This window comes from Pseudofrankia asymbiotica (genome assembly GCF_001983105.1).
Taxonomy (GTDB): Bacteria; Actinomycetota; Actinomycetes; order Frankiales; family Frankiaceae; genus Pseudofrankia; species Pseudofrankia asymbiotica.
In genome coordinates, this window is sequence record NZ_MOMC01000045.1 from 49,289 (window position 1) to 68,410 (window position 19,122).

General features: G+C 73.7%; 16 protein-coding genes. 10 read left to right on the plus strand and 6 right to left on the minus strand.

The window, feature by feature from the left end:
- Positions 1–2: 2 nt before the first annotated feature.
- The 3 genes from BL253_RS22025 to BL253_RS22035 form a co-directional block, all read right to left on the minus strand.
- Positions 3–1,553, minus strand: a complete 1,551-nt coding sequence (locus tag BL253_RS22025; protein ID WP_076819027.1) for a glycoside hydrolase family 18 protein — start codon at positions 1,551–1,553, stop codon at positions 3–5.
- A 102-nt stretch (positions 1,554–1,655) separates the two neighbouring features.
- On the minus strand, positions 1,656–3,095 hold the full coding sequence (locus tag BL253_RS22030) for a sensor histidine kinase (RefSeq protein ID WP_076819028.1): 1,440 nt from the start codon (positions 3,093–3,095) through the stop codon (positions 1,656–1,658).
- Positions 3,092–3,799 (minus strand): response regulator transcription factor, encoded by a 708-nt coding sequence (locus BL253_RS22035; protein WP_076819029.1) that lies wholly within the window; start codon positions 3,797–3,799, stop codon positions 3,092–3,094. Before BL253_RS22035 ends, BL253_RS22030 begins: the two co-directional genes overlap by 4 nt.
- A gap of 36 nt (positions 3,800–3,835) precedes the next feature.
- Between BL253_RS22035 and BL253_RS22040 the strand changes: the two genes are divergently transcribed.
- The 9 genes from BL253_RS22040 (at position 3,836) to BL253_RS22080 (ending at position 15,219) form a co-directional block, all read left to right on the plus strand.
- Positions 3,836–4,444, plus strand: a complete 609-nt coding sequence (locus tag BL253_RS22040) for a hypothetical protein (protein ID WP_076819030.1) — start codon at positions 3,836–3,838, stop codon at positions 4,442–4,444.
- A 248-nt stretch (positions 4,445–4,692) separates the two neighbouring features.
- Positions 4,693–6,321, plus strand: a complete 1,629-nt coding sequence (locus tag BL253_RS22045; protein WP_076819031.1) for an ABC transporter substrate-binding protein — start codon at positions 4,693–4,695, stop codon at positions 6,319–6,321.
- A 165-nt stretch (positions 6,322–6,486) separates the two neighbouring features.
- On the plus strand, positions 6,487–7,518 hold the full coding sequence (locus tag BL253_RS22050; RefSeq protein ID WP_338013734.1) for an ABC transporter permease subunit: 1,032 nt from the start codon (positions 6,487–6,489) through the stop codon (positions 7,516–7,518).
- A 26-nt stretch (positions 7,519–7,544) separates the two neighbouring features.
- Positions 7,545–8,513, plus strand: a complete 969-nt coding sequence (locus tag BL253_RS22055) for an ABC transporter permease (RefSeq protein ID WP_076819088.1) — start codon at positions 7,545–7,547, stop codon at positions 8,511–8,513.
- Positions 8,510–10,264: a dipeptide ABC transporter ATP-binding protein gene (locus tag BL253_RS22060; RefSeq protein ID WP_076819087.1), complete on the plus strand. Its 1,755-nt coding sequence runs from the start codon at positions 8,510–8,512 to the stop codon at positions 10,262–10,264. Before BL253_RS22055 ends, BL253_RS22060 begins: the two co-directional genes overlap by 4 nt.
- Before the next feature lie 46 nt (positions 10,265–10,310).
- The gene (locus tag BL253_RS22065) at positions 10,311–11,453 is read left to right on the plus strand and encodes an LLM class flavin-dependent oxidoreductase (RefSeq protein WP_081438553.1); all 1,143 of its coding nucleotides are present in this window, start codon (positions 10,311–10,313) and stop codon (positions 11,451–11,453) included.
- 100 nt (positions 11,454–11,553) lie between these two features.
- Positions 11,554–12,807: an LLM class flavin-dependent oxidoreductase gene (locus BL253_RS22070; protein WP_076819033.1), complete on the plus strand. Its 1,254-nt coding sequence runs from the start codon at positions 11,554–11,556 to the stop codon at positions 12,805–12,807.
- Positions 12,808–12,971: 164 nt separating this feature from the next.
- Positions 12,972–14,201 (plus strand): LLM class flavin-dependent oxidoreductase, encoded by a 1,230-nt coding sequence (locus BL253_RS22075; RefSeq protein ID WP_076819034.1) that lies wholly within the window; start codon positions 12,972–12,974, stop codon positions 14,199–14,201.
- Positions 14,202–14,466: 265 nt separating this feature from the next.
- A complete protein-coding gene (locus BL253_RS22080; protein WP_076819035.1) occupies positions 14,467–15,219 on the plus strand; it encodes an aminoglycoside adenylyltransferase domain-containing protein in 753 nt (250 codons plus the stop codon).
- A 69-nt stretch (positions 15,220–15,288) separates the two neighbouring features.
- On the opposite strand, the gene BL253_RS22085 is transcribed toward BL253_RS22080, so the two are convergent.
- From BL253_RS22085 to BL253_RS22090, 3 genes are all read right to left on the minus strand, one after another.
- Complete coding sequence (locus BL253_RS22085) at positions 15,289–16,257, minus strand: glutathione S-transferase C-terminal domain-containing protein (RefSeq protein WP_081438554.1); 969 nt, start codon at positions 16,255–16,257, stop codon at positions 15,289–15,291.
- Positions 16,258–16,265: 8 nt separating this feature from the next.
- The gene (locus tag BL253_RS44820) at positions 16,266–16,394 is read right to left on the minus strand and encodes a hypothetical protein (protein WP_274535235.1); all 129 of its coding nucleotides are present in this window, start codon (positions 16,392–16,394) and stop codon (positions 16,266–16,268) included.
- Between the two features lie 174 nt (positions 16,395–16,568).
- Positions 16,569–17,357 carry a TauD/TfdA dioxygenase family protein gene (locus BL253_RS22090; protein ID WP_076819036.1) on the minus strand — a complete coding sequence of 263 codons (789 nt, stop codon included), beginning with the start codon at positions 17,355–17,357 and terminating at the stop codon, positions 16,569–16,571.
- A gap of 841 nt (positions 17,358–18,198) precedes the next feature.
- On the opposite strand from BL253_RS22090, the gene BL253_RS22095 reads away from it, so the two are divergent.
- Positions 18,199–19,089 (plus strand): alpha/beta fold hydrolase, encoded by an 891-nt coding sequence (locus tag BL253_RS22095; RefSeq protein WP_076819037.1) that lies wholly within the window; start codon positions 18,199–18,201, stop codon positions 19,087–19,089.
- Positions 19,090–19,122: the final 33 nt, after the last annotated feature.

Below are 19,122 nucleotides of genomic sequence, written 5' to 3' on the forward strand. Positions count from 1 at the left end.
GCTCAGCCGCTGGAACCGGCGGCGAGGATCCGGGTGAACTCGAGCGGCTGCTGGGCGAGGCTGCTGCAGGTCGGCTGGGCGAAGTCGGCCGGCCCGCCGGGGCACGGCTGGTCACGGGTCAGCGACCACATGGACCACCAGGCCAGGCCGTGCTGCGCGGCGAACGCGGCGACCTGGCGGGCGTCGGACTGCCGGAAAACCTCGGTGCGCACGTCGTTGACGCCGATCATCGGGGTGACGGCGAGCCGGGACCAGGCCTGCGCGTCCGAGAGCCCGAACACGCCCTTCACCTGGGCCTGCGTGGCGGTGACCGAGTCGATGGCGTAGCCGCCCATCCGGCCGTCGGGGTTCGGCGCCACGCCGTCGCCGAAGTCCATCGCCATCACGTTGACCGCGTCGACCGTGACCCCGCGCTGCCGGGCGTTCTCCAGCAGCGCCACGCCGGTCTGGGTGAGCCCGGAGGGGAGCGCCGGCAGCGTGAACGACACGTTGAGGCGCCTGCCCTGGGCCGCCGCGTCCCGCTGGAGCTGGGCGATCGCCTGGGCGCGCCGGTCGTTCGCCGCCGTGTCGGACAGCGACGAGCCCTCGATGTCGAAGTCCACCTGGCTGAGCCCGTAGGCGCTGATCACCTGGCCGTAGGCGGTGGCCAGCGCGGCCGGGCTGCCGCAGGCCCCCGCGAGCTCGGTTCCGTTGGCGCCGCCGAACGAGACCCGCACGTCACCGCCCAGCTCGCGCAGCCGGCCGATCTGGCCCGGCACACCGTCCTGGTTCAGCTCGGACACGCCACCCCACCTGGGGGTGCAGCCGCCACCGCCCGCCAGCACGAACGCCAGCGTGTACGTCCTGACCCCGGTGGCCTGGGCGGCCGAGACCAGGTCGAACGGCGGATACAGCGAGGTGTCGACGTAGGGCGCGAAGCGGCCGGACCCGCCGCCGGACCCGCCGCCGGGCGAGGTGGTGGCGGGAGGCGCGGTGGTCGCCGCCGGACCCGACGTGGACGTGGCCGGAGCGGACGCCGTCGGCGACGGAGCGGAGGACGGCGAGGCCGGCGGGGCGGAGGCCGGCGGGGCGGACGTGGTGACCGGTGGCGCCGAGGTCGGCTCCACCGGATCGCCGGCGGGCACGCAGGGGCCGCCGTCGATCCGGCACCCGGCCGGGTCGGCGACGCCGCCCGGCGTGCTCACCACGAAGCCCACGTCGACCGCCGCGTCGGGGGCGAGCTCACGCTGCCACGATGGCGGGGTGACGGTGACGTGCTGCCCGTCGACCCGGTGCTCGGCGTTCCACAGCGAGGTGAGCCGCGCGCCGGCCGGCAGGTCGAACTCGAGGGTGAACCCACGGGCCGACCCGGACGTGTTCGTCACCCGGTACTGGGCGGAGTAGCCGGTCTCCCAGGCCGCCGTCCGCGTGTAGGCCGCGCCGAGGACCGACGCCGAGGCGGTACCGGGAATGGTGAGTGCCAGGACGAGCCCGGCCACGGCCGCGAGCGCGACCGCCGTGCCGGAGATGATCTGCCGGCGGCGTCGGCGGTGCCGGCCCTGCTTCGACGACATCGTGTTGATGACCTCCTTGGGAACCCCCGCGGCGGACGCTAGCCAGCGCGATGGCCGGCGCCGCCTGGCCTGAGGCAGCCGAGAAGGTCTCTTAGGACTCGCTTAGGAAAGGGCGGCCCGGGGCCAGTGCCGCCCTCGCCGTGCCCGCCGCCGTGTCCGCCCCGCGCCGGCGCCGGGGCCGGCGGTGGTGCGCAGGCGCAGCCGGATCTCGGCGCCGCCCAGCGCGGACCGCCCGACCGTCAGCTCGCCGCCGGTCGACGTGGCCACCCGCCGGGCGATGTCCAGGCCAAGCCCGGTGGAGCCGGCGCCGCCGGCACCGGCGCCGCGGCGCATCGCCTCGGCCGGGTCGGCGATGCCAGGACCCGCGTCCGCGACCGCGATGGTGACGGCGCCGGGCACGGCCCGCAGCGTCACCGCGAACCCGACGCCCTCGCCGGTGTGCTGGAAGACGTTGCCCAGCAGCGCGTCGAGCGCGGCGACCAGCTCCGCCCGGGCGACGGGCACCGGCGCGCCGTAGTCGTAGCCGCCGCCGTCGTGGCTGTCGTGGCCGCCCTCGGCCCCGGCCAGCCGCCAGGGGCGCCCCTGGTCCTCGGCGAGCGCGGACCAGAAGCCGACCCGGTCGCGGACGACCTCGGCCGCGTCGCAGCGTGCCGCGGCCGGCCCGCCGGCGCCGCGGTCGCGCGCCGCGCGGATGATGTGGTCCACCTCGCGCTCCAGCCGCTCGACGGCCTGCTGGACCTGGTCGGCCGGCCCGGCGTCGGCTGGCCCGGCGTCGGCCAGCGCCGCGGTGTTGAGGCGCAGCACGGTCAGCGGGGTCCGGAGCCGGTGCGACAGGTCGGCCGCCAGCTCGCGCTCGGCGGCGACGAGCTGGCGGATCCGATCGGCCATGGTGTTGAACGCGACGGCCGCGTCGCGTACCTCCGGCGGCACCCCGGAGCCCGAGAGGGGCACCCGGGCGTCGAGGTCGCCCGCGCCGAGCCGGCGGGCGGTGGCGGCGAGCCCTCGGGTCGCGCGCACGGTGCGGCTGGCCAGGCGGTCGGCGACCAGCACCGAGATCGCCACCAGGGCCACCGCGAGCCCGCCGAGCACCAGCCAGGCCGTGCGCACTCCCTGGCTCATCGACGAGGCGGGCACGAACACCTCGACCACCGCGATCCGCGCGTCGCTGACGGCCACCGGGCGCAGCAGGACCGAGCCGCCCGGCGCGTCGAGGACCGCGGACCGCCCGCTCGTCGCGGCACCGGCCAGCTGGTCCGGCGTCACCCGCGACGGCCCGATCGTGGTCAGCGCGCCGTTCGCGGCCGGCAGGTGGACGGCGGCCATGCCGTCGGCTCCGTCGCGGGTGGTGGCCAGCGCCCGGCCGAGGGCGAACGGGTCGGTGGTGATCGCCAGGGCCGGGCCGAGCTCGGCGGCCGTCCGTTCCGCCCGGACGAAGGCGCGGTCGCGCGCGGTCTGGGCCACGATCAGCCCGAGCGGGATGAGGAAGGCCAGCGCCACCATCGACGTGACCGCGATAGAGACCTGGATCAGTTCGCGCCTCATGCCGTGGGTGCCTCGAGCTTCACGCCGACCCCGCGCACCGTGTGCAGGTAGCGCGGGCTGGCGGCGGTCTCGCCGAGCTTGCGCCGCAGCCATGACAGGTGCACGTCGATGGTCTGGCCGCCGCCGTAGGCCTGGTGCCACACCGCCGAGAGCAGCTCGTCGCGCGTCACCACCACCCCGGGGCGGGCGGCGAGGTAGGCCAGCAGGTCGAACTCGCGGCGGGTGAGGTCGAGCGGCGCGCCGGCCAGCGTGGCCGTCCGGCGGCGGACGTCGACGACCAGCTCGCCGACCCGCGTCGGCGGGCTCGCGGCGGTCGCCCGGCTCGCGGCGTCCCGCCCGGCCGGGCCCGCCCGGCGCAGCACGGCGGCGACCCGGGCGTTGAGGTGCTGCGGCGTGAACGGCTTGACGAGGTAGTCGTCGGCGCCGCTGTTGAGCAGCCGCACGATGCTGGCGTCGTCGTCGCGCGCGGTGGCGACCACCACCGGCACGTCCGTGACGCCGCGCAGCATGCGCAGCGCGGCGGCGCCGTCGAGGTCGGGCAGCCCCAGGTCGAGCACGACCAGGTCACAGCCGACCTGCGTGATCTCGCGCATCGCGTCCAGGGCCGCGCCGGCGCTGCGCACCGCGTGCCCGGCGGCCGTGAGGTGACGGACCAGCGCCGCCCGCACCGACGGATCGTCCTCGACCACGAGCACTGTCGCCATACCGCCGTACCGTAGAGCCAGCGCCCGCTGGCCGATATGTCCGCCCTGTACCATGCCGACGTGGCCAGGACGCTGCGCCGCCTCGCCCTGTGGACCATCGGCACCGGCCTGGCCGTGCTGGTCTCCTGGTTCGGCGTCCAGCGGGTGCTCCCGCTGGACACGGCCGCGGGCATACCGCGGGCCGTCCCGGTCGGGCCCCTGGTCTCCCCTTCCGCTTCCTCGGTTCCGAGCGCCGCCGCGCCCACACCCGGCGGCGCCGCGACCGCGTCGCCCGGCACATCCGCGTCGACGCCCGCGACCACCGGGCCGGCGGACGGCGCCCCAGGTCCCGGAGCGGCCGGGGCGACCGCCGCCGGCGGCCCGGCGGGATCCGCGGGCGGGCAGGTCTCGCGACCGCCCGCGTCGGCCCCGGCGGCCTCGAGCGGCGCCGCCGTCCGCGGCTACCAGCTGACCGGCGGGCGGGTCGTGCTGGAGCTGACCGAGACCTCGGCACGGCTGGTGTCCGCGACCCCGGAACCGGACTGGCGGGTCCAGGCCTGGGAGGCCGAAGGCTGGCTGCGCGTCGACTTCAGCCGCGACGGCGCGGCCACATCCTCCTGCTTCGTCACGTGGAACGGGCATCCCCCGACCGTCCAGACCACCTGAGCGGGGGATCGGACCGGGAGGGGCTGTCGCGACCTCAGCGGCTGCCGGCGACGCGGACGGGGCCCGACCTCGCCTGTGACATGGCCGTTTCTCATATTTATCACTTTGTTCACCGGGATTGACGAAAAATTGGCGATCTGGCTAGTGTTGCGCCGCCTGCCAGCGGGGGACGGAGTGCCGAGCCGCCCTGGTCAACCCGGAAGACAGGCGTCACCGGACACCCGGACATCAATGAGAAAGAGACCGTCGTGAATCGATCCAGACAGTTCGCACCCGCCCGGTGGGCCGTGGCCGTGGCCGCGCTCGCCGTCGGCTCGACGCTGCTGAGCGCCTGCGGTTCCGACGGCTCGTCCGCCGACGGCGGGCCCGCGAGTGCGGCGGCCCGGCCCGGTAACACGTTGACCTTCGCGGTCGGCTCGGACGTCGGCTGCGTCGACCCGCAGCAGGTCGGCAGCAACGACTCGGTCTACTCGACGCGCCAGATCGTCGACTCGCTGACGGACCAGGACCCCGATACCGGCAAGATCGTTCCCTGGCTGGCACAGAGCTGGGAGATCAGCGCGGACGCGAAGGCGTTCACCTTCCATCTCAAGCCCGGCGTCACGTTCAGCGACGGCACGCCGCTGACCGCGCAGGTGGTCAAGGATAACTTCGAGGCGATCCCCAAGCTGGGCGCCCTCGCCCAGCTTGGCGCCGGCTACCTGGGCGGCTACGCCGGCGGCAAGGTGATCGACGACCAGACAATCGAGATCGACTTCCAGCAGTCGAACGCCCAGTTCCTGCAGGCCACCTCGACGTTCTCGCTCGGCATCGTGTCCGCGGCGAGTGTGCAGAAGACCCCGCAGGAGCGCTGCGGCGACGGCGTGATCGGCTCCGGGCCGTTCGTGCTGTCGAAGTACGTGCCCAGCCAGTCGATCTCGCTGAGGAAGCGCACCGGCTACGCCTGGGGTTCCTCGCTGTTCGCCAAGTCCGGTGACGCGTACCTCGACGCGCTCGAGTTCAAGGTGGTGCCCGAGGCCGGCGTGCGGACCTCCAGCCTGCAGTCCGGCCAGGTCGACGCGATCGGCGCCGTGGCCCAGGCCGACGAGGCGGCGCTCGAGGGCAGCGGAGCCCAGCTGCAGGCCCGGGCCAACCCGGGTGTGCCCTTCGGTCTGAGCTTCAACAACGCCAAGGCGCCCTTCACCGATCCGAACGTGCGGAAGGCGATCGGTCTGGCGATCAACCGGCAGCAGATCGTCGACACCGTGTTCCCGACCGGGACCAAGCCGGCGACGAGCATCCTCTCGCACACCACGCCGAGCTACGTCGACCTGAGCGCGAGCCTCGCCTTCGACAAGGCGAAGGCCGGCTCGCTGCTCGACGCGGCGGGCTGGAGACTCGGCGCGGACGGGATCCGGCGGAAGGACGGCGCCCCGCTCTCCCTGACGATCACCTGGTTCGCCAACGCCGCCACCAACCAGCCGGCGCTGGAGCTGGTCCAGCAGCAGCTCAAGGCCGTCGGCGTCCAGGTCGAGCTGAAGCAGCTCCAGATCGCGCAGATCACCCAGATCCTGACCGGTGGCGACTTCGACGTGCTGTGGGGCAACCTGACCCGGGCCGACCCGGACATCCTGCGCAGCCAGTACTCCACCAAGGGCCTGAACACGTACAAGATCCCGGCCACCGAGCTGGACACGGTCCTCGCCCAGCAGGCCGCCGAGCCGGACGCCACGAAGCGCGCGGCGCTCGTCGAGCGGGCCCAGCGGCTGGTCGTCGACAACGCCTACGTGACCCCGGTGGTGGAACTCGAGACCGAGCTCGGCGTCGGCAAGAACGTCCATGACCTGAAGTTCGAGGCGTCGACCCGCGTCCAGCTGCACGACACCTGGAAGAGCTGACCGACGAGATCGCCAGTCAGTCGGCGGCCGTCTGGCTGGCGCCGGCAGGTCGGCGACAACCCGGCCACGACCCGGCCGGCAGCGCGCGGACGGACCGACCAGCGGACGGACCAGCGGACAAGGCAAGAAGGATGAGGGGAGCCGGCGGAGAAGATGTGGCGCTACGTGCTTCGCCGTCTCGTACAGGCGGTCGTCGTGCTCTGGGCGGCGTACACGGTGACGTTCCTGGTGCTCGACCTCCTCCCGGGCGACCCGGTCTCGACCCTGGCCGGTGCGGGGGCGGACTCGCAGGGGATCGACCCGGCGCAGATCGCGCGGCTGAAACACCAGTACGGCTTCGACCAGCCGGTGCTGGTGCGGTACTTCCACTACCTGACGAAGGCGCTGCGCGGTGACTTCGGCGTCTCGGTGTCCACCAATCGGCCGGTCAGCTCGGTGATGCTCGACGCGCTGCCGCCGACGCTCGCGCTCACCGGGCTGGGCCTCGCCATCGGAATCGCCTTCGGCGGCGCGATCGCCCTGCTCGCGACCTACACCAACCAGCGGTGGCTGCGCCAGGCCCTGCTCTCGCTGCCGTCACTGGGCGTGTCGGTGCCGGGGTTCTGGGTCGGGCTGATGCTCGTCCAGCTGTTCTCCTTCCGGATCCGGCTGTTTCCCGCCTTCGGCAACGACGGGCTGCGCGGCCTGATACTGCCGGCCGTCACGCTGGCGGTGCTGCCCGGCGCGATGATCGCGCAGATCCTCGCCAAGAGCCTGCTCACCGCGCTCGCCGAGCCGTATGCCCAGACGGCGCAGGCCAAGGGCGCGGGCCGGGCCCGGGTACACCTGCGCCACGCGCTGCGCAACGCCGTGCTGCCCGCGTTGACGATCACCGGCGTGCTGACCGGCCAGCTGATGGCGAACGCCGTCGTCATCGAGACGGTGTTCTCCCGCAACGGCCTCGGCCGGATCACCGCCGCCGCCGTCACCGCGCAGGACATCCCGGTCGTGCAGGGCGTCGTCGTCTTCGGCGCGTTCGTCTTCATCACGGTCAACCTGGTCATCGACCTCGTGTATCCGCTCCTGGATCCGAGGATCGCCGTCGGCTCCGGCGGCCGCGGCCCGTCCAGGAGGAGGAGCGGAACGGTGGACACGCCTGCGGGCGGCGGCGCCCTAACGACGCCGGCCGTCGAGCCGGCGGCGGGGAGCGCGCTGTGACCCGCCCGACCACGGCCGTCGGGGCCATCAGGGCCGCCGAGGGTGCCGGGGCCGCCGAGGGTGCCGGGGCCGCCGAGGCTGCTGGGGCCGCCGAGGCTGCTGGGGCTGCTGGGGCTGCCGAGGTCGTCGGGGCGTGGCGGGAACCGGCGACGGCGCGCCGCCGTGTGGACCTGCCCCGGCTGGGGCGGTTCCTCCTCCACCGGCCCGGCCTGGTACTGGCGGTGATCGTGGTGGTGCTGGTGGTGCTGGCCGCGTTCTGGCCGGCGCTCTACACCTCCCGCGACCCGTTGCTGGGCGTTCCGGCCAGGCGGTTCGAAGGACCCAGCGGCCAGCACTGGTTCGGCACCGACGAGCTGGGCCGTGACGTGTTCGCCCGCGTCGTGCACGGCGCCGCGCTGTCCCTGAAGGCGACGATCATCGCCGTCGCCGTCGCGTTCGTCATCGGCGGCGGGCTCGGCCTCGTCGCCGGTTTCGTCGGCCGCTGGGTCGAGGACGTCATCATGCGCGTCGTCGACGTGCTGCTGTCCATCCCGGGGCTGTTCATGTCGCTCGCCCTGGTCACCGCCCTCGGCTACGGCACCGTCAAGGTCGCCATCGCGGTCGGGATAGCGAGCGTCGCCAGCTTCGCCCGGGTGATGCGCGCCGAGGTGCTCAAGGTGCGCCAGGCGACCTACGTCGAGGCGGCCCGCTCGATCGGCGCTCGCTGGTACAGCGTGCTCGGCCGGCACGTGCTGCCGAACGCGATGGGGTCGGTGCTCGTGCTCGCGACCCTCGACTTCGGTGTCTCGGTGCTGGCGGTGTCGGCGCTGAGCTTCCTGGGCTACGGGGCCGCGCCGCCGGCGCCGGAATGGGGAACCTTGATCTCCAGCGGACGGAACTACCTGGCCAACGCCTGGTGGCTGACGACGTTGCCCGGCCTGACGGTGGTCGCGACTGTGCTGTCGACGAACCGGATCGCCCGGGCGCTGGACGGCGAGTGGGCGACGCAGCGATGACCGCCGGCCAGACCCCACCCACCACCTCCACGGACGACAGCCTGCTCGCGATCCGCGGGCTGTCCGTCTCGTACCAGACCCGGACCGGGCCTGTCCCGGCCGTCCGCGGCATCGACCTCGACATCCGCCCGGGTGAGATCGTCGCGCTGGTCGGCGAGTCCGGCTCCGGGAAGAGCACGACGGCGCACGCCGTCATCGGCCTGCTGCCGCCCGGCGGCCGGATCGACGCGGGCAGCGTACGGTTCGGTGCCCACGACCTCGTCGGGCTCGGCGCGAGCGGGCTGCGCGCCATCCGCGGCGCCGGCATCGGGCTTGTCCCGCAGGACCCGGCCGTCTCGCTCAACCCGGTGCAGCGCATCGGCGACCAGGTGGCCGAGGTGCTGCGGATCCACCACCTCGCCGGACGCCGGGAGGCGGGCAGGGCGGCGGTGGGCCTGCTGGAGCGGGCGGGCCTGCCGGACCCGGAGACCAGGGCCCGGCAGTACCCCCACGAGCTGTCCGGCGGGATGCGGCAGCGGGCGCTGATCGCCATCGCGATCGCCGCCGGGCCGAGCCTGATCATCGCCGACGAGCCGACGAGCGCCCTGGACGTCACCGTGCAGCGGCTCATCCTTGATCACATCGAACGGCTGACGACCGAGYTCGGCACCGCCGTCCTGCTCGTCACCCACGACCTCGGCGTCGCCGCCGACCGTGCCCAGCGGATCGCCGTGATGTCGCGCGGCCGGATCGTCGAGACCGGCCCGACCGGGCAGATCCTCGACGACCCGCGCGACCCCTACACGCGCCGCCTGCTGCGCGCGGCCCCCAGCCTGGCCGCGGCCCGCGGCTGGCGACCGCCCGTCGCCGCCCACCCGCCCGCGCCACTCACGAAGACCGCTGACCAGACCACGGCGGGCGAGGCCGGCGCCCGGCCGCTGGTCGTGGTCGAGAACCTGGTCAAGGACTTCCCGCTGCCCAGGACGGCCGGCGGGGCGCGCGTGCTGCGCGCCGTCGACGACGTCAGCCTCACCGTCGGCCGCGGCGAGACGCTGGCGCTGGTCGGCGAGTCGGGCTCGGGGAAGTCGACGACCGCCCGGCTCGTGCTGCGGCTGGTGGACCCGACCGGCGGGCGGATCACCTTCGACGGCGACGACATCACCCGCGCCGGCGGCGGGCGGCTGCGGGCGCTGCGCAGGCGGGCCCAGCTCATCTACCAGAACCCGTACGCGTCCCTGGACCCAAGGTTCACTATCGAAGAGGTGATAAACGAACCGCTGCGGGTGTTCCACGTCGGCGACCGCGCGTCCCGCCTGGCCAGGGCCCGCGACCTGCTCGACCGGGTCGCGCTGCCCGCGTCCGTGCTCGACCGCCGCCCGGCGGAGCTCTCGGGCGGGCAGCGCCAGCGGGTCGCGATCGCCCGGGCGCTGGCGCTCGCCCCCGAGCTCGTCGTCTGCGACGAGCCGGTCTCCGCGCTGGACGTCTCGGTGCAGGCCCAGGTGCTCGAGCTGCTCGCCGAGCTGCAGGCCGACACCGGCGTCGCCTACCTGTTCATCTCGCACGACCTGGCCGTCGTCCGTCAGATCGCCCACCGGGTCGCGGTGATGCGCTCCGGCCGGGTCGTCGAGACCGGGACCACCGCGCGGCTGTTCGCCCATCCCGAGCACGAGTACACACGCGCCCTGCTCGACGCCATTCCCGGCGCCGCCCACGCCACCGACCAGCCCACGACCGCCCTGGCCGCGGCCGCCACCACCGGCCAGCCCGCCTGACCACCGTGCGGCGGACCGGCCCGCCACCGTTCACGAGGGAGCCACGATGACGAGTGCACCGGCCAGCGCGCCGGCCGTCGCCGACGGCGTGAGCCTGGCCGAGGTCCGCGGCCTGGCGGAGGCCCGCCACCCGGCACCGGCGGCCGAGGGGCCGGCCGGCTCGCCGGGCCGGCTGGCGTCGCTGGCGTTTCTGACGCCCGGGAACTATCCGGACGACGACCCGTACGCGGGCCTCGAGGAGACACTGGAGCTGTTCGAGTACAGCGAGCGGCTCGGTTTCGACGGCGGGTGGATTCGCCAGCGGCACCTGGAGCACGGGGTCTCGTCGGCCGCGGTGTTCCTCGCCGCCGCGACCCAGCGGACCTCGCGGATCGAGCTGGGCACCGCGGTGATCCAGATCGGCTACGAGAGCCCGTTCCGGCTCGCCGAGGATCTCGCGACCGTCGACGTGCTCTCCCGCGGCCGGCTGCAGCCCGGCTTCAGCGCCGGCAGGCCGCCGCACGCGGACCTGATGGGCGACCTGGTCTTCGACGGCGACTGGCGCAGTTACGACCTTTCTCACGACCGGATCGCCCGGCTCGTCGAGATCCTGCGCGGCGGCTACCTCGGCGACGAGGACACGGTCATCCACTCGCCGGGCAACGTGCAGCGCCCGCGCCAGCAGCCGCACGCCGCGGGGCTGACCGACCGGGTCTGGTACGGCGGGGCGAGCCTGCGCTCGGCGCGCTGGGCGGGGGAGCACGGACTGAACCTGCTGACCGGCAACGTCATCGACGGCTTCGTCGCCGACGGCCAGGGCAGCGACGACTTCGTGTCGGCGCAGCTCGCGCTCATCGGCGAGTACCGCCGGCTGGTCGGCGTCGACCGGCCCGGCCGGATCGCGCTGGGCCGCGTCATCGTCCCGCTCGACAGCGCCGACCGGGTGACGCGGGAGCGCTACCGCGCCTACGCCGCCAGCCGCTACGAGCGCACGCTCGCCGCCCATGGCGACCGGCGGACGCTGTTCGCCCTGGATCTCGTCGCCCCCGCCGCCGAGATCGTCGAACGGCTGCGCGCGGACGCGGCGGTGACCGCCGTGAACGAGCTGCGGATCGAGCTGCCATACGAGTTCGGCCGCGCCGACTACGAGCAGATCCTGCACGACGTCTCCACGCTCGTCGCCCCCGCGCTCGGCTGGCGGCCCCGATGAGCCCACCGGCTGTTCGACCACGCAGACCGAACGGGGACTGACACGCGATCACCCGCGCGCCGCGAGGGACCGAGCAGCGCGCAATCACAGGAGGCACGCCATGTCCGATGTTCCGCTTTCCGTTCTCGACCTCATCCCGGTCAGCGCGGGCGCGACCCACGCCGAGGCGCTGCGCAACGCGGTCGACCTCGCCCGGCAGACCGAGGCATTCGGCTACCGGCGTTACTGGTTCGCGGAGCATCACCTCGCCAGCGGCGTGATCGGCGCCTCCACGGCGGTCACCATCGCTCTGGTCGGCGGCGCGACGAAGACGATCCGCCTGGGCTCGGCCGGCGTCCAGATCGGGCACCGCACCCCGCTGTCGGTCGTCGAGGAGATCGGGCTGCTGAACGCGGCGTTCCCCGGCCGGCTCGATCTGGGCATCGGCCGGTCGCTGAGCCGGCCCGCGCCGAAGGGCGACAACGGCTCGGCGCCCGCGGGCGCGGAGCTCGTCACGTCCGGAGCCGCGACGAGCGCCGCCGCCGCGAGCGCCGCCGCCGCGAGCGCCGCCGGCGCGGACGCCGCCGGCGCGGCGGCCAACTACGTCGCGTCCCTCGGCGGTGCCGACCACACCGCCGACGAGTACACCGCGGGTGGCCTCCTGCTGCCGAAGAAGTTCGACATCGGCAGGCTGCTCGCCTCCGACCGGCTCGCGCTGACGTTGTCGCTGCTGCAGCAGCCCGGCGCCCACGCCCCGGAGTACGGCGAGCAGATCGACGACGTGCTCGCGCTGCTCGCGGGGACCTACCGCTCGCCCGGCGGCCTCCCGGCGCACGCCTGCCCGGGTGAGGGCGCCGACGTCGAGATCTGGATCCTCGGCGCGTCGGGCGGCGTGAGCGCGCAGGTCGCCGGCCAGCGCGGGCTGCCCTTCGCGGCCTCCTACCACCACAGTCCGAGCACCGTGCTCGACGGGATCCAGGCCTATCGGGCCGCGTTCCGCCCCTCGGCGCGGCTCGACAGGCCGCTGGTGGCCGTGTCCGCCGACGTCGTCGTGGCCGAGGACGACGAGACCGCCCAGCGGCTGGCCGCCGGCTACGGGCCGTGGGTGCTGGGCATCCGCGCGGGCTCGGGCGCGATCCCGTTCCCCGCTCCCGAGGACGCCCTCGCGCGCACCTGGACGGACGAGGAGCGGGAGCTGGTCGCCGACCGGGTGCGGACCCAGCTGGTCGGCTCGCCGCGCACCGTGGCCGACCGGCTGGAGCAGCTGCGCGACGCGACCGGCGCCGACGAGCTCGCGATCACCACGATCACCCACCAGCACGCCGACCGGGTGCGCTCCTACCAGCTGCTCGCCGACGAATGGAGCCGCCGCTGACCGCTCGGCCCGCACCCACACCGACGGGACCCGCGGGCCGGCCCAGGCGCGACCGCCCACGAGCCGACCGCCCACGAGCCGACCGCCCACGAGCCGACCGCCCACGAGCCGACCGCCCACGAGCCGACAGCACGCGACGCCGATGAGAAGGAGACCAGCTCCCCATGGCAGATCCGGCGACCACCGACCCGCTGCACCTCGCCGTCGCGCTCGACGGCGCCGGGTGGCATCCCGCCGCCTGGCGCGAGCCCGACGCGCGGCCGACGGAGCTGCTCACCCCGGGCTACTGGCTCGGCCAGGTTCTCGAGGCCGAACGCGGCCTGCTCGACCTCGTCACCATCGAGGACTCACTCGGCCTTCAGTCAGCCGGCTTCGGCGGCCCGGACGACCGGACCGACCAGGTGCGCGGCCGGCTCGACGCGGTGCTCATCGCGGCCCGGGTCTCTCCGCTGACCAGCAACATCGGCCTGGTGCCGACGGCGACCGTCAGCCACACCGAGCCGTTCCACGTCTCGAAGGCGATCGCCACCCTCGACTTCACCAGCCAGGGCCGGGCCGGCTGGCGGGTCCAGACGTCACGCCCGCCGGAGAGCTCGCACTTCGGCCGGCGCACGGTTCGCCCGTTCCGGCTGGCCGACTACCAGAAGCMCGAGGTGCAGGCCGTCGTGGCCGAGTCCTTCGACGAGGCCGCGGACTTCGTGGAGGTCGTGCGCCGCCTGTGGGACAGCTGGGAGGACGACGCCGAGATCCGCGACGTCGCCACCGGCCGGTTCGTCGACCGGGACAAGCTGCACTACATCGACTTCGAGGGCCGCTGGTTCAAGGTCCGCGGGCCTTCCATCGTGCCGCGCCCGCCGCAGGGCCAGCCGGTCGTCTCGGCGCTCGCGCACGCGACCATCCCGTACCGGCTCGGCGCCCGCGCCGCCGACATCGTGTACGTGACGCCGCCGGACGAGGCCGCGGCGGCGGCGATCGTGGCCGAGGTCCGCGCGGAGCAGGAAACGGCCGGAAGGGCCGGCGAGACCATCCACGTCTTCGGCGACCTCGTCGTCTTCCTCGACGACACCGCCGCGGCGGCCGCCGCCCGCCGGGACCGCCTCGACGAGACGGCGGGGGAGGAGTACACCAGCGACGCCCTCGTCTTCACCGGCACCGCGGCGGAGCTCGCCGACCTGCTGCTCGGCTGGCGACGCGCCGGCCTGTCCGGCTACCGGCTGCGGCCCGGCGCCGTCCCGCACGACCTCGAGGCCATCACCCGCGCCCTGGTTCCCGAGCTCCAGCGCCGCGGCGCGTTCCGCACCGCGTACGAGGCGAACACCCTGCGCGGGCTCCTGGGCCTCGCCCGGCCCGCCAACCGCTACGCGGCCGCCGCGGCCCAGGCGGCCGCCCACTGAACCCGGCGAGGACGCGAACCGAACAGGACGGTGGCGGACGGCAGGTCCGGGGGAGGGAGGCCCTTTTGCCGAGCTGGCCGGTCGGCCGGCCGGGCGGCGGCGCCTTCCGGTCAATCCGGACAGTTGGCTGCGCTCGTGGAGCTGTCTCGACGTCTGGCCATCGCCGGCGCGAGGTCCATGACAACGTCCACCGGAGAGCATTGTTTGGTTGTCCGACGGCCGGTGACCGGATCCGCCGACCGACAACGGGACGGGCGGGGCCGCCGTGTTGCCTGAGCGGGAGACGAACTATCTCCGCCACATCACCGAGTTACTCCGCGAGCTGTTCGCCGAGCGACTGGTCGCCGTCTACCTGTTCGGTTCGGGGGCCTACGGCGACTACGACCCGGGGCCCAGCGACATCGACGTTCAGGCGGTCATCGACGGCGCCCTCGAACCGGCCGAGCTGACCCGGCTCGTCGAGGGGCTCGACCACGCGGTGTTCCCGTGCCCGGCCCGCCATCTCGAGTTCGTCTGCTACGACGTCCAGGACGTCTCGCCGTCTGCTCGCCACCCGCGTTACCAGCTCAACCTCAACACGGGCTCGGACATCGACCGCCACGTCTCGACGGATCCCGCCACCGAGCCGAGCCACTGGTTCCTGCTCGACCTGGCGATCGGCCGCGCCCTCGGCCGGGCCCTGCACGGACCGCCGCCCGCGGACCTGCTGGCGGAGGTCCCCCGGACCTGGCAGCTGTGCGCGATCCTCGACTCGCTCTCGTGGCACGACACCAGCGAGCCGGCGACACCCAACCGCGTCCTGAACGCGTGCCGGAGCTGGCGGTACGCCGAGACCGAGACCTGGGGCTCGAAGCGGCAGGGAGCGCGCTGGGTCGCCAGCCGTCATCCGGATCTCACCGTGGTGGCCGCGGCGCTCTCGGGCCGCCGCGGCTACGGGGTCGTCGACCCCGCCGCCGCCGATGATCTCGTCACCAGGACGCGTGCCGCGGTCGACGCCGCGATCGAGACGACCAGCTGACCCCACTGAGGCGACTCGTCCAGCGGCGACTCGGCGAGCGCGGGCCAGCCGGTCGTCGGCGGGGAGGCGCTATCTGCCCAGGGCGGTGTCCCAGCCAGGGAGGACGGCGGCGACCTCGGAGAAGGTGGTGAAGTCGGTCGTCGCCTGGAACGCGGGGAGCTGGTAGAGGTGGCGGGCGTAGGCCCACAGGTTCGGGTAGTCCGACAGCGGCGGGAGGCGGTCCAGGTCGCGGGTACGGCCGCGGTAGCGGACCAGCGAGACCCACAGCCGGACGTCGGCCTCGGTGAGCTGCCTCCCGACCAGGTAGCGGGCGTCGGCGAGGCGGCCGTCGAGCCTGGCGAAAGCGTCGAGCAGCGTGGCCCGGACCGTCTTGTCGTGGGCGGCCTGGTGGACGCCGCGGTTCACCGCCGGGCCGATCCAGGAGTCGAGCTCGGTGATCTCGGCGCGCAGGTGCTCCGGATAGGTGCCGGCGTCGTTGGACCACTCGCCGAACCGGGTGGCGAGGTCGATCCCGAGGGTGATGAAGTCGTTGCTCACCACCTGGCGGGTCTCGCGGTCCCACAGCGTGGGAACGGAGACGTGGCCGTCGAACCCGGGCTCGGTCGCCTCGTAGGCGTCGCGCAGCAGGGTGAAGCCGTTCACCGGGTCCGGGCCGTAGGTCTCACGGAACGCCCAGCCGCGGGCGTCACGGCTGTTGTCGACGTAGGACACGCTGACGAGGTCTTCCAGGGCGTTGAGCGCGATCTGCAGGGTGATCCGCTGCGCCCACGGGCAGAACCAGCCGGAGTAGATGTGGTAGCGCCCCGGCTCGGCCCGGTAGCCGCTCGACCCGTCCGCGGTGATCCGCCCGGTGAACCGGTACAGGGGCCGCGGGTCGGCCGGGTCCCGCCTGATCGTGTACGCGCCGTACGTGTCGACGTCGGTGGGGGTGGCATAGCCGGTGAGGCCAGCCGTGATGTTGAGGCGGGCGGTGCTGGTGGGGCGGGCGGTGCTGGTGGGGCCGGCATGGATGGCACTCGCCGTCTGGGACACGGTCATCCTCCTCGTCAGGCGCGCCAGCGGCGGTGCCGCGAGCCCTCGCTGCTATTCCGGCCGGGCTGATGCGGAAAGCGGCCGGTCTCCCCGTTGAAGTCGCCGGTCTCCTCGCTGGAGGAGACGTACCCGCCGGGCGTCATGCCTCGTCATGCCTCGTCGCGCCGCGCCGGGCCTCGCCGCGCGCCTTGGCCTGTACGGCCCGGTCGCTCATGATCTGGTGGGATCCTCGGCGCTGGAACTCCCAAAATCGCACCAGATCATGAAAGCGGCTCGGTCGCGTCAGCCGGTCAGAGCCCCAACACGCCGGAGCCGGGTCAGCCGCCGATGACCTTGCGGTAGACGCGCGGGCCGTCGTAGTCGTTCACCGCGTAGTGCCAGGTGGCCAGGTTGTCCCAGAGCACGAAGTCGCCGGGTTTCCAGCCGAAGCTCACGGTGTAGTTCGGGGAGGAGGCGTGCGCCACGAGGAACGGCAGAAGGGCCTCGCCCTCGGCCTGGCCGATGCCGGTCAGGCGCAGGGCGTGCGAGCTGATGAAGAGCCCCTTGCGGCCTGTGTGCCGGTGGGTGCGCACGACCGGGTGCTCCACGGTCTCCGTCACCGCGGGCCGGTCATAGGTCCCGTCGCCGGGGTAGGCGCTGTACACGGCGCTGACCGATTCCAACAGCTCCTTGAACGGCTCGGACAGGCCGTCGTAGGCCGCCTGCAGGTCGGCCCACAGGGTGTGGCCGCCGACCTCCGGCACCACCTGGTAGGTCAGGGACTCGATGTTGAACGGCGGGTTGCGCCAGGTGCCGCCGACGTGCCACGCCGACGCGGCGCCGGCCTTCTCGAGGTTGAAGGTGTACACCAGCCGGTTGTCCTCGTGGCGGTAGAGCCACTGGGGATGGTCGAACGGCTCGTCGAAGATCTGCACGGCTCGCACGTGCGCGTCCGGCGAGAGGTCCTGGCCGCGGAACACCAGGACCTTGTGCTTCCAGAAATCCTCGCGTAGCGCCTCGGCCGTGGTGTCGTCGACACCACCCGCCAGGTCGACTCCGACGATCTCGGCCCCGAGTACAGGRCTGGCCTGGCGGACTTCATAAGGCGCGGTACGGACGGCGGTCACCGTAACCCCCTCTGGCTGGGATGCAACAGCTGCCACATCGATAGCGATCGGTCTGAAATCAGCGCACCGCGGCGCGGTCGCCAGTACCTCGTTCAGGAAGCGCAGAAAGACCCGGCGCTCATGGTCGACGGTGAGGCCGTTCGCGTTCAGCGTCGAAATGCGCGCACCAGGGATCGCCTGGTTGGGCGGACCTCGGTCGAGAGGAAAGAATGTCGCGGCGCGGCAGGCGAGAAGAGGCGAGAAGTGAGGCGAGGCGAGGCAAGCGACGAGAAGTCTCGCTCCGGACTCTGCCCACGAGAAGCCTGGCTGGTCCTTCGCGGCTGTCGGCCGTTATCGGGTCACGGGTGGGCCGTCAGATCAACAGAGCGCGGCGGCGACGCGCCCCAGGTCGATGTACCGGCGAACGTGCGCGCGGAACGTGGGCACAGCGGCGGGAGGTCGGCTGGTAGGCATCGACTCGCGGATCACCGGCACTCACACCTCCCTGGACGAACCGCCGCCATGCGACAGTCCGACGTTAACCCCGACGCCACCAATTCCGCAATCCCCACCGGATTTATGAACAAAGTGCCATGCGGACGTAGCGCCCGCGAAACAGAACCACGGCTCGCGGGCCTCAGGAGCGCGGTGGGTGGTGGGATGGGCAGGGCCGCGCCGGGTCGACCGCGTGGCCGGACGGTGACGGGTGGAGCCCAGCGCCTGGGACGGCTGGCCGCGGCTCGGGTGTGACAACACCCGTGAGGGGACAGTCCTGTGGTGGTCGGCGCCGGCGCCTGCCCCCCTCGGGACTGGCGCACCCCCGCCCCAGGCCCTCGTGCCAGGTGACGACGAGAGGACGACGATGGGTCACGACCCCGCAGAGTTCGGCTTTCTCGCGGAGGAGGCGGCCGAGGTAGGCGCCCCGCCCGAACTTCCGACGGTGCGCCGCGTCGATGTGACGACCTCGGACGGTGCCCTCAGCGCGCTGCTGTGGGGTGCCTCGCCGGAGCTCACCCTGCTGCACGGCGGCGGCCTGAACGCCCACACCTGGGACGGGACACTGCTTGCCCTCGGCCGCCCGGCCCTCGCGCTGGACCTGCCGGGCCACGGCGACTCGGCCTGGCGCGACGACTTCGACTATTCCCCGTGGCAGAACGCGCGGGCCGTGGCCGCCGTCCTCGACGCCACCGCGCCGGGCGCGCCGCAGACCGTCATCGGGCAGTCGCTGGGCGCCCATACCGCGATCGCGCTGGCGCACGCGCGCCCGGACCTGGTCCGCCGGCTGGTTTTGGTGGACGCCAGTCCCAACCAGCGGCTCGAGGACGCGGCGCAGGTGACCGACTTCCTGGCCGGGCCACAGGTGTTCGGCTCCCGCGAGGAGATCGTGGAGAAGGCCCTCGCCGCCGGCATCGGCTCGTCGCGGCCGGCGCTGACCCGGGGCGTCGTGCTCAACACCCGGGTCCGCGACGACGGCACGGTCGTGTTCAAGCACCACCTCGCCAGCCCGCCGCCGGGCGCGCGGTTCAGCATCGACCTGGGCGACCTGTGGCCGGGCCTCGCGGACCCGACGGTTCCGGTGCTGCTCATCCGCGGCCGGCACGGGTTCCTCTCCCCGGAGGTGGTCGAGGAGTTCCGCGTCCGGGTGCCGCGGGCCGAGGTCGTGGAGCTGGAGACGGGCCACAACATCCAGGAACAGCAGCCGGCCGAGCTCGCCGCCGCGATCAGCCGCTTTCTCGCCGCCACGGAGGGCTGAGCGGCGGTTGGATCGCGGCGACGCCGCCGGTCG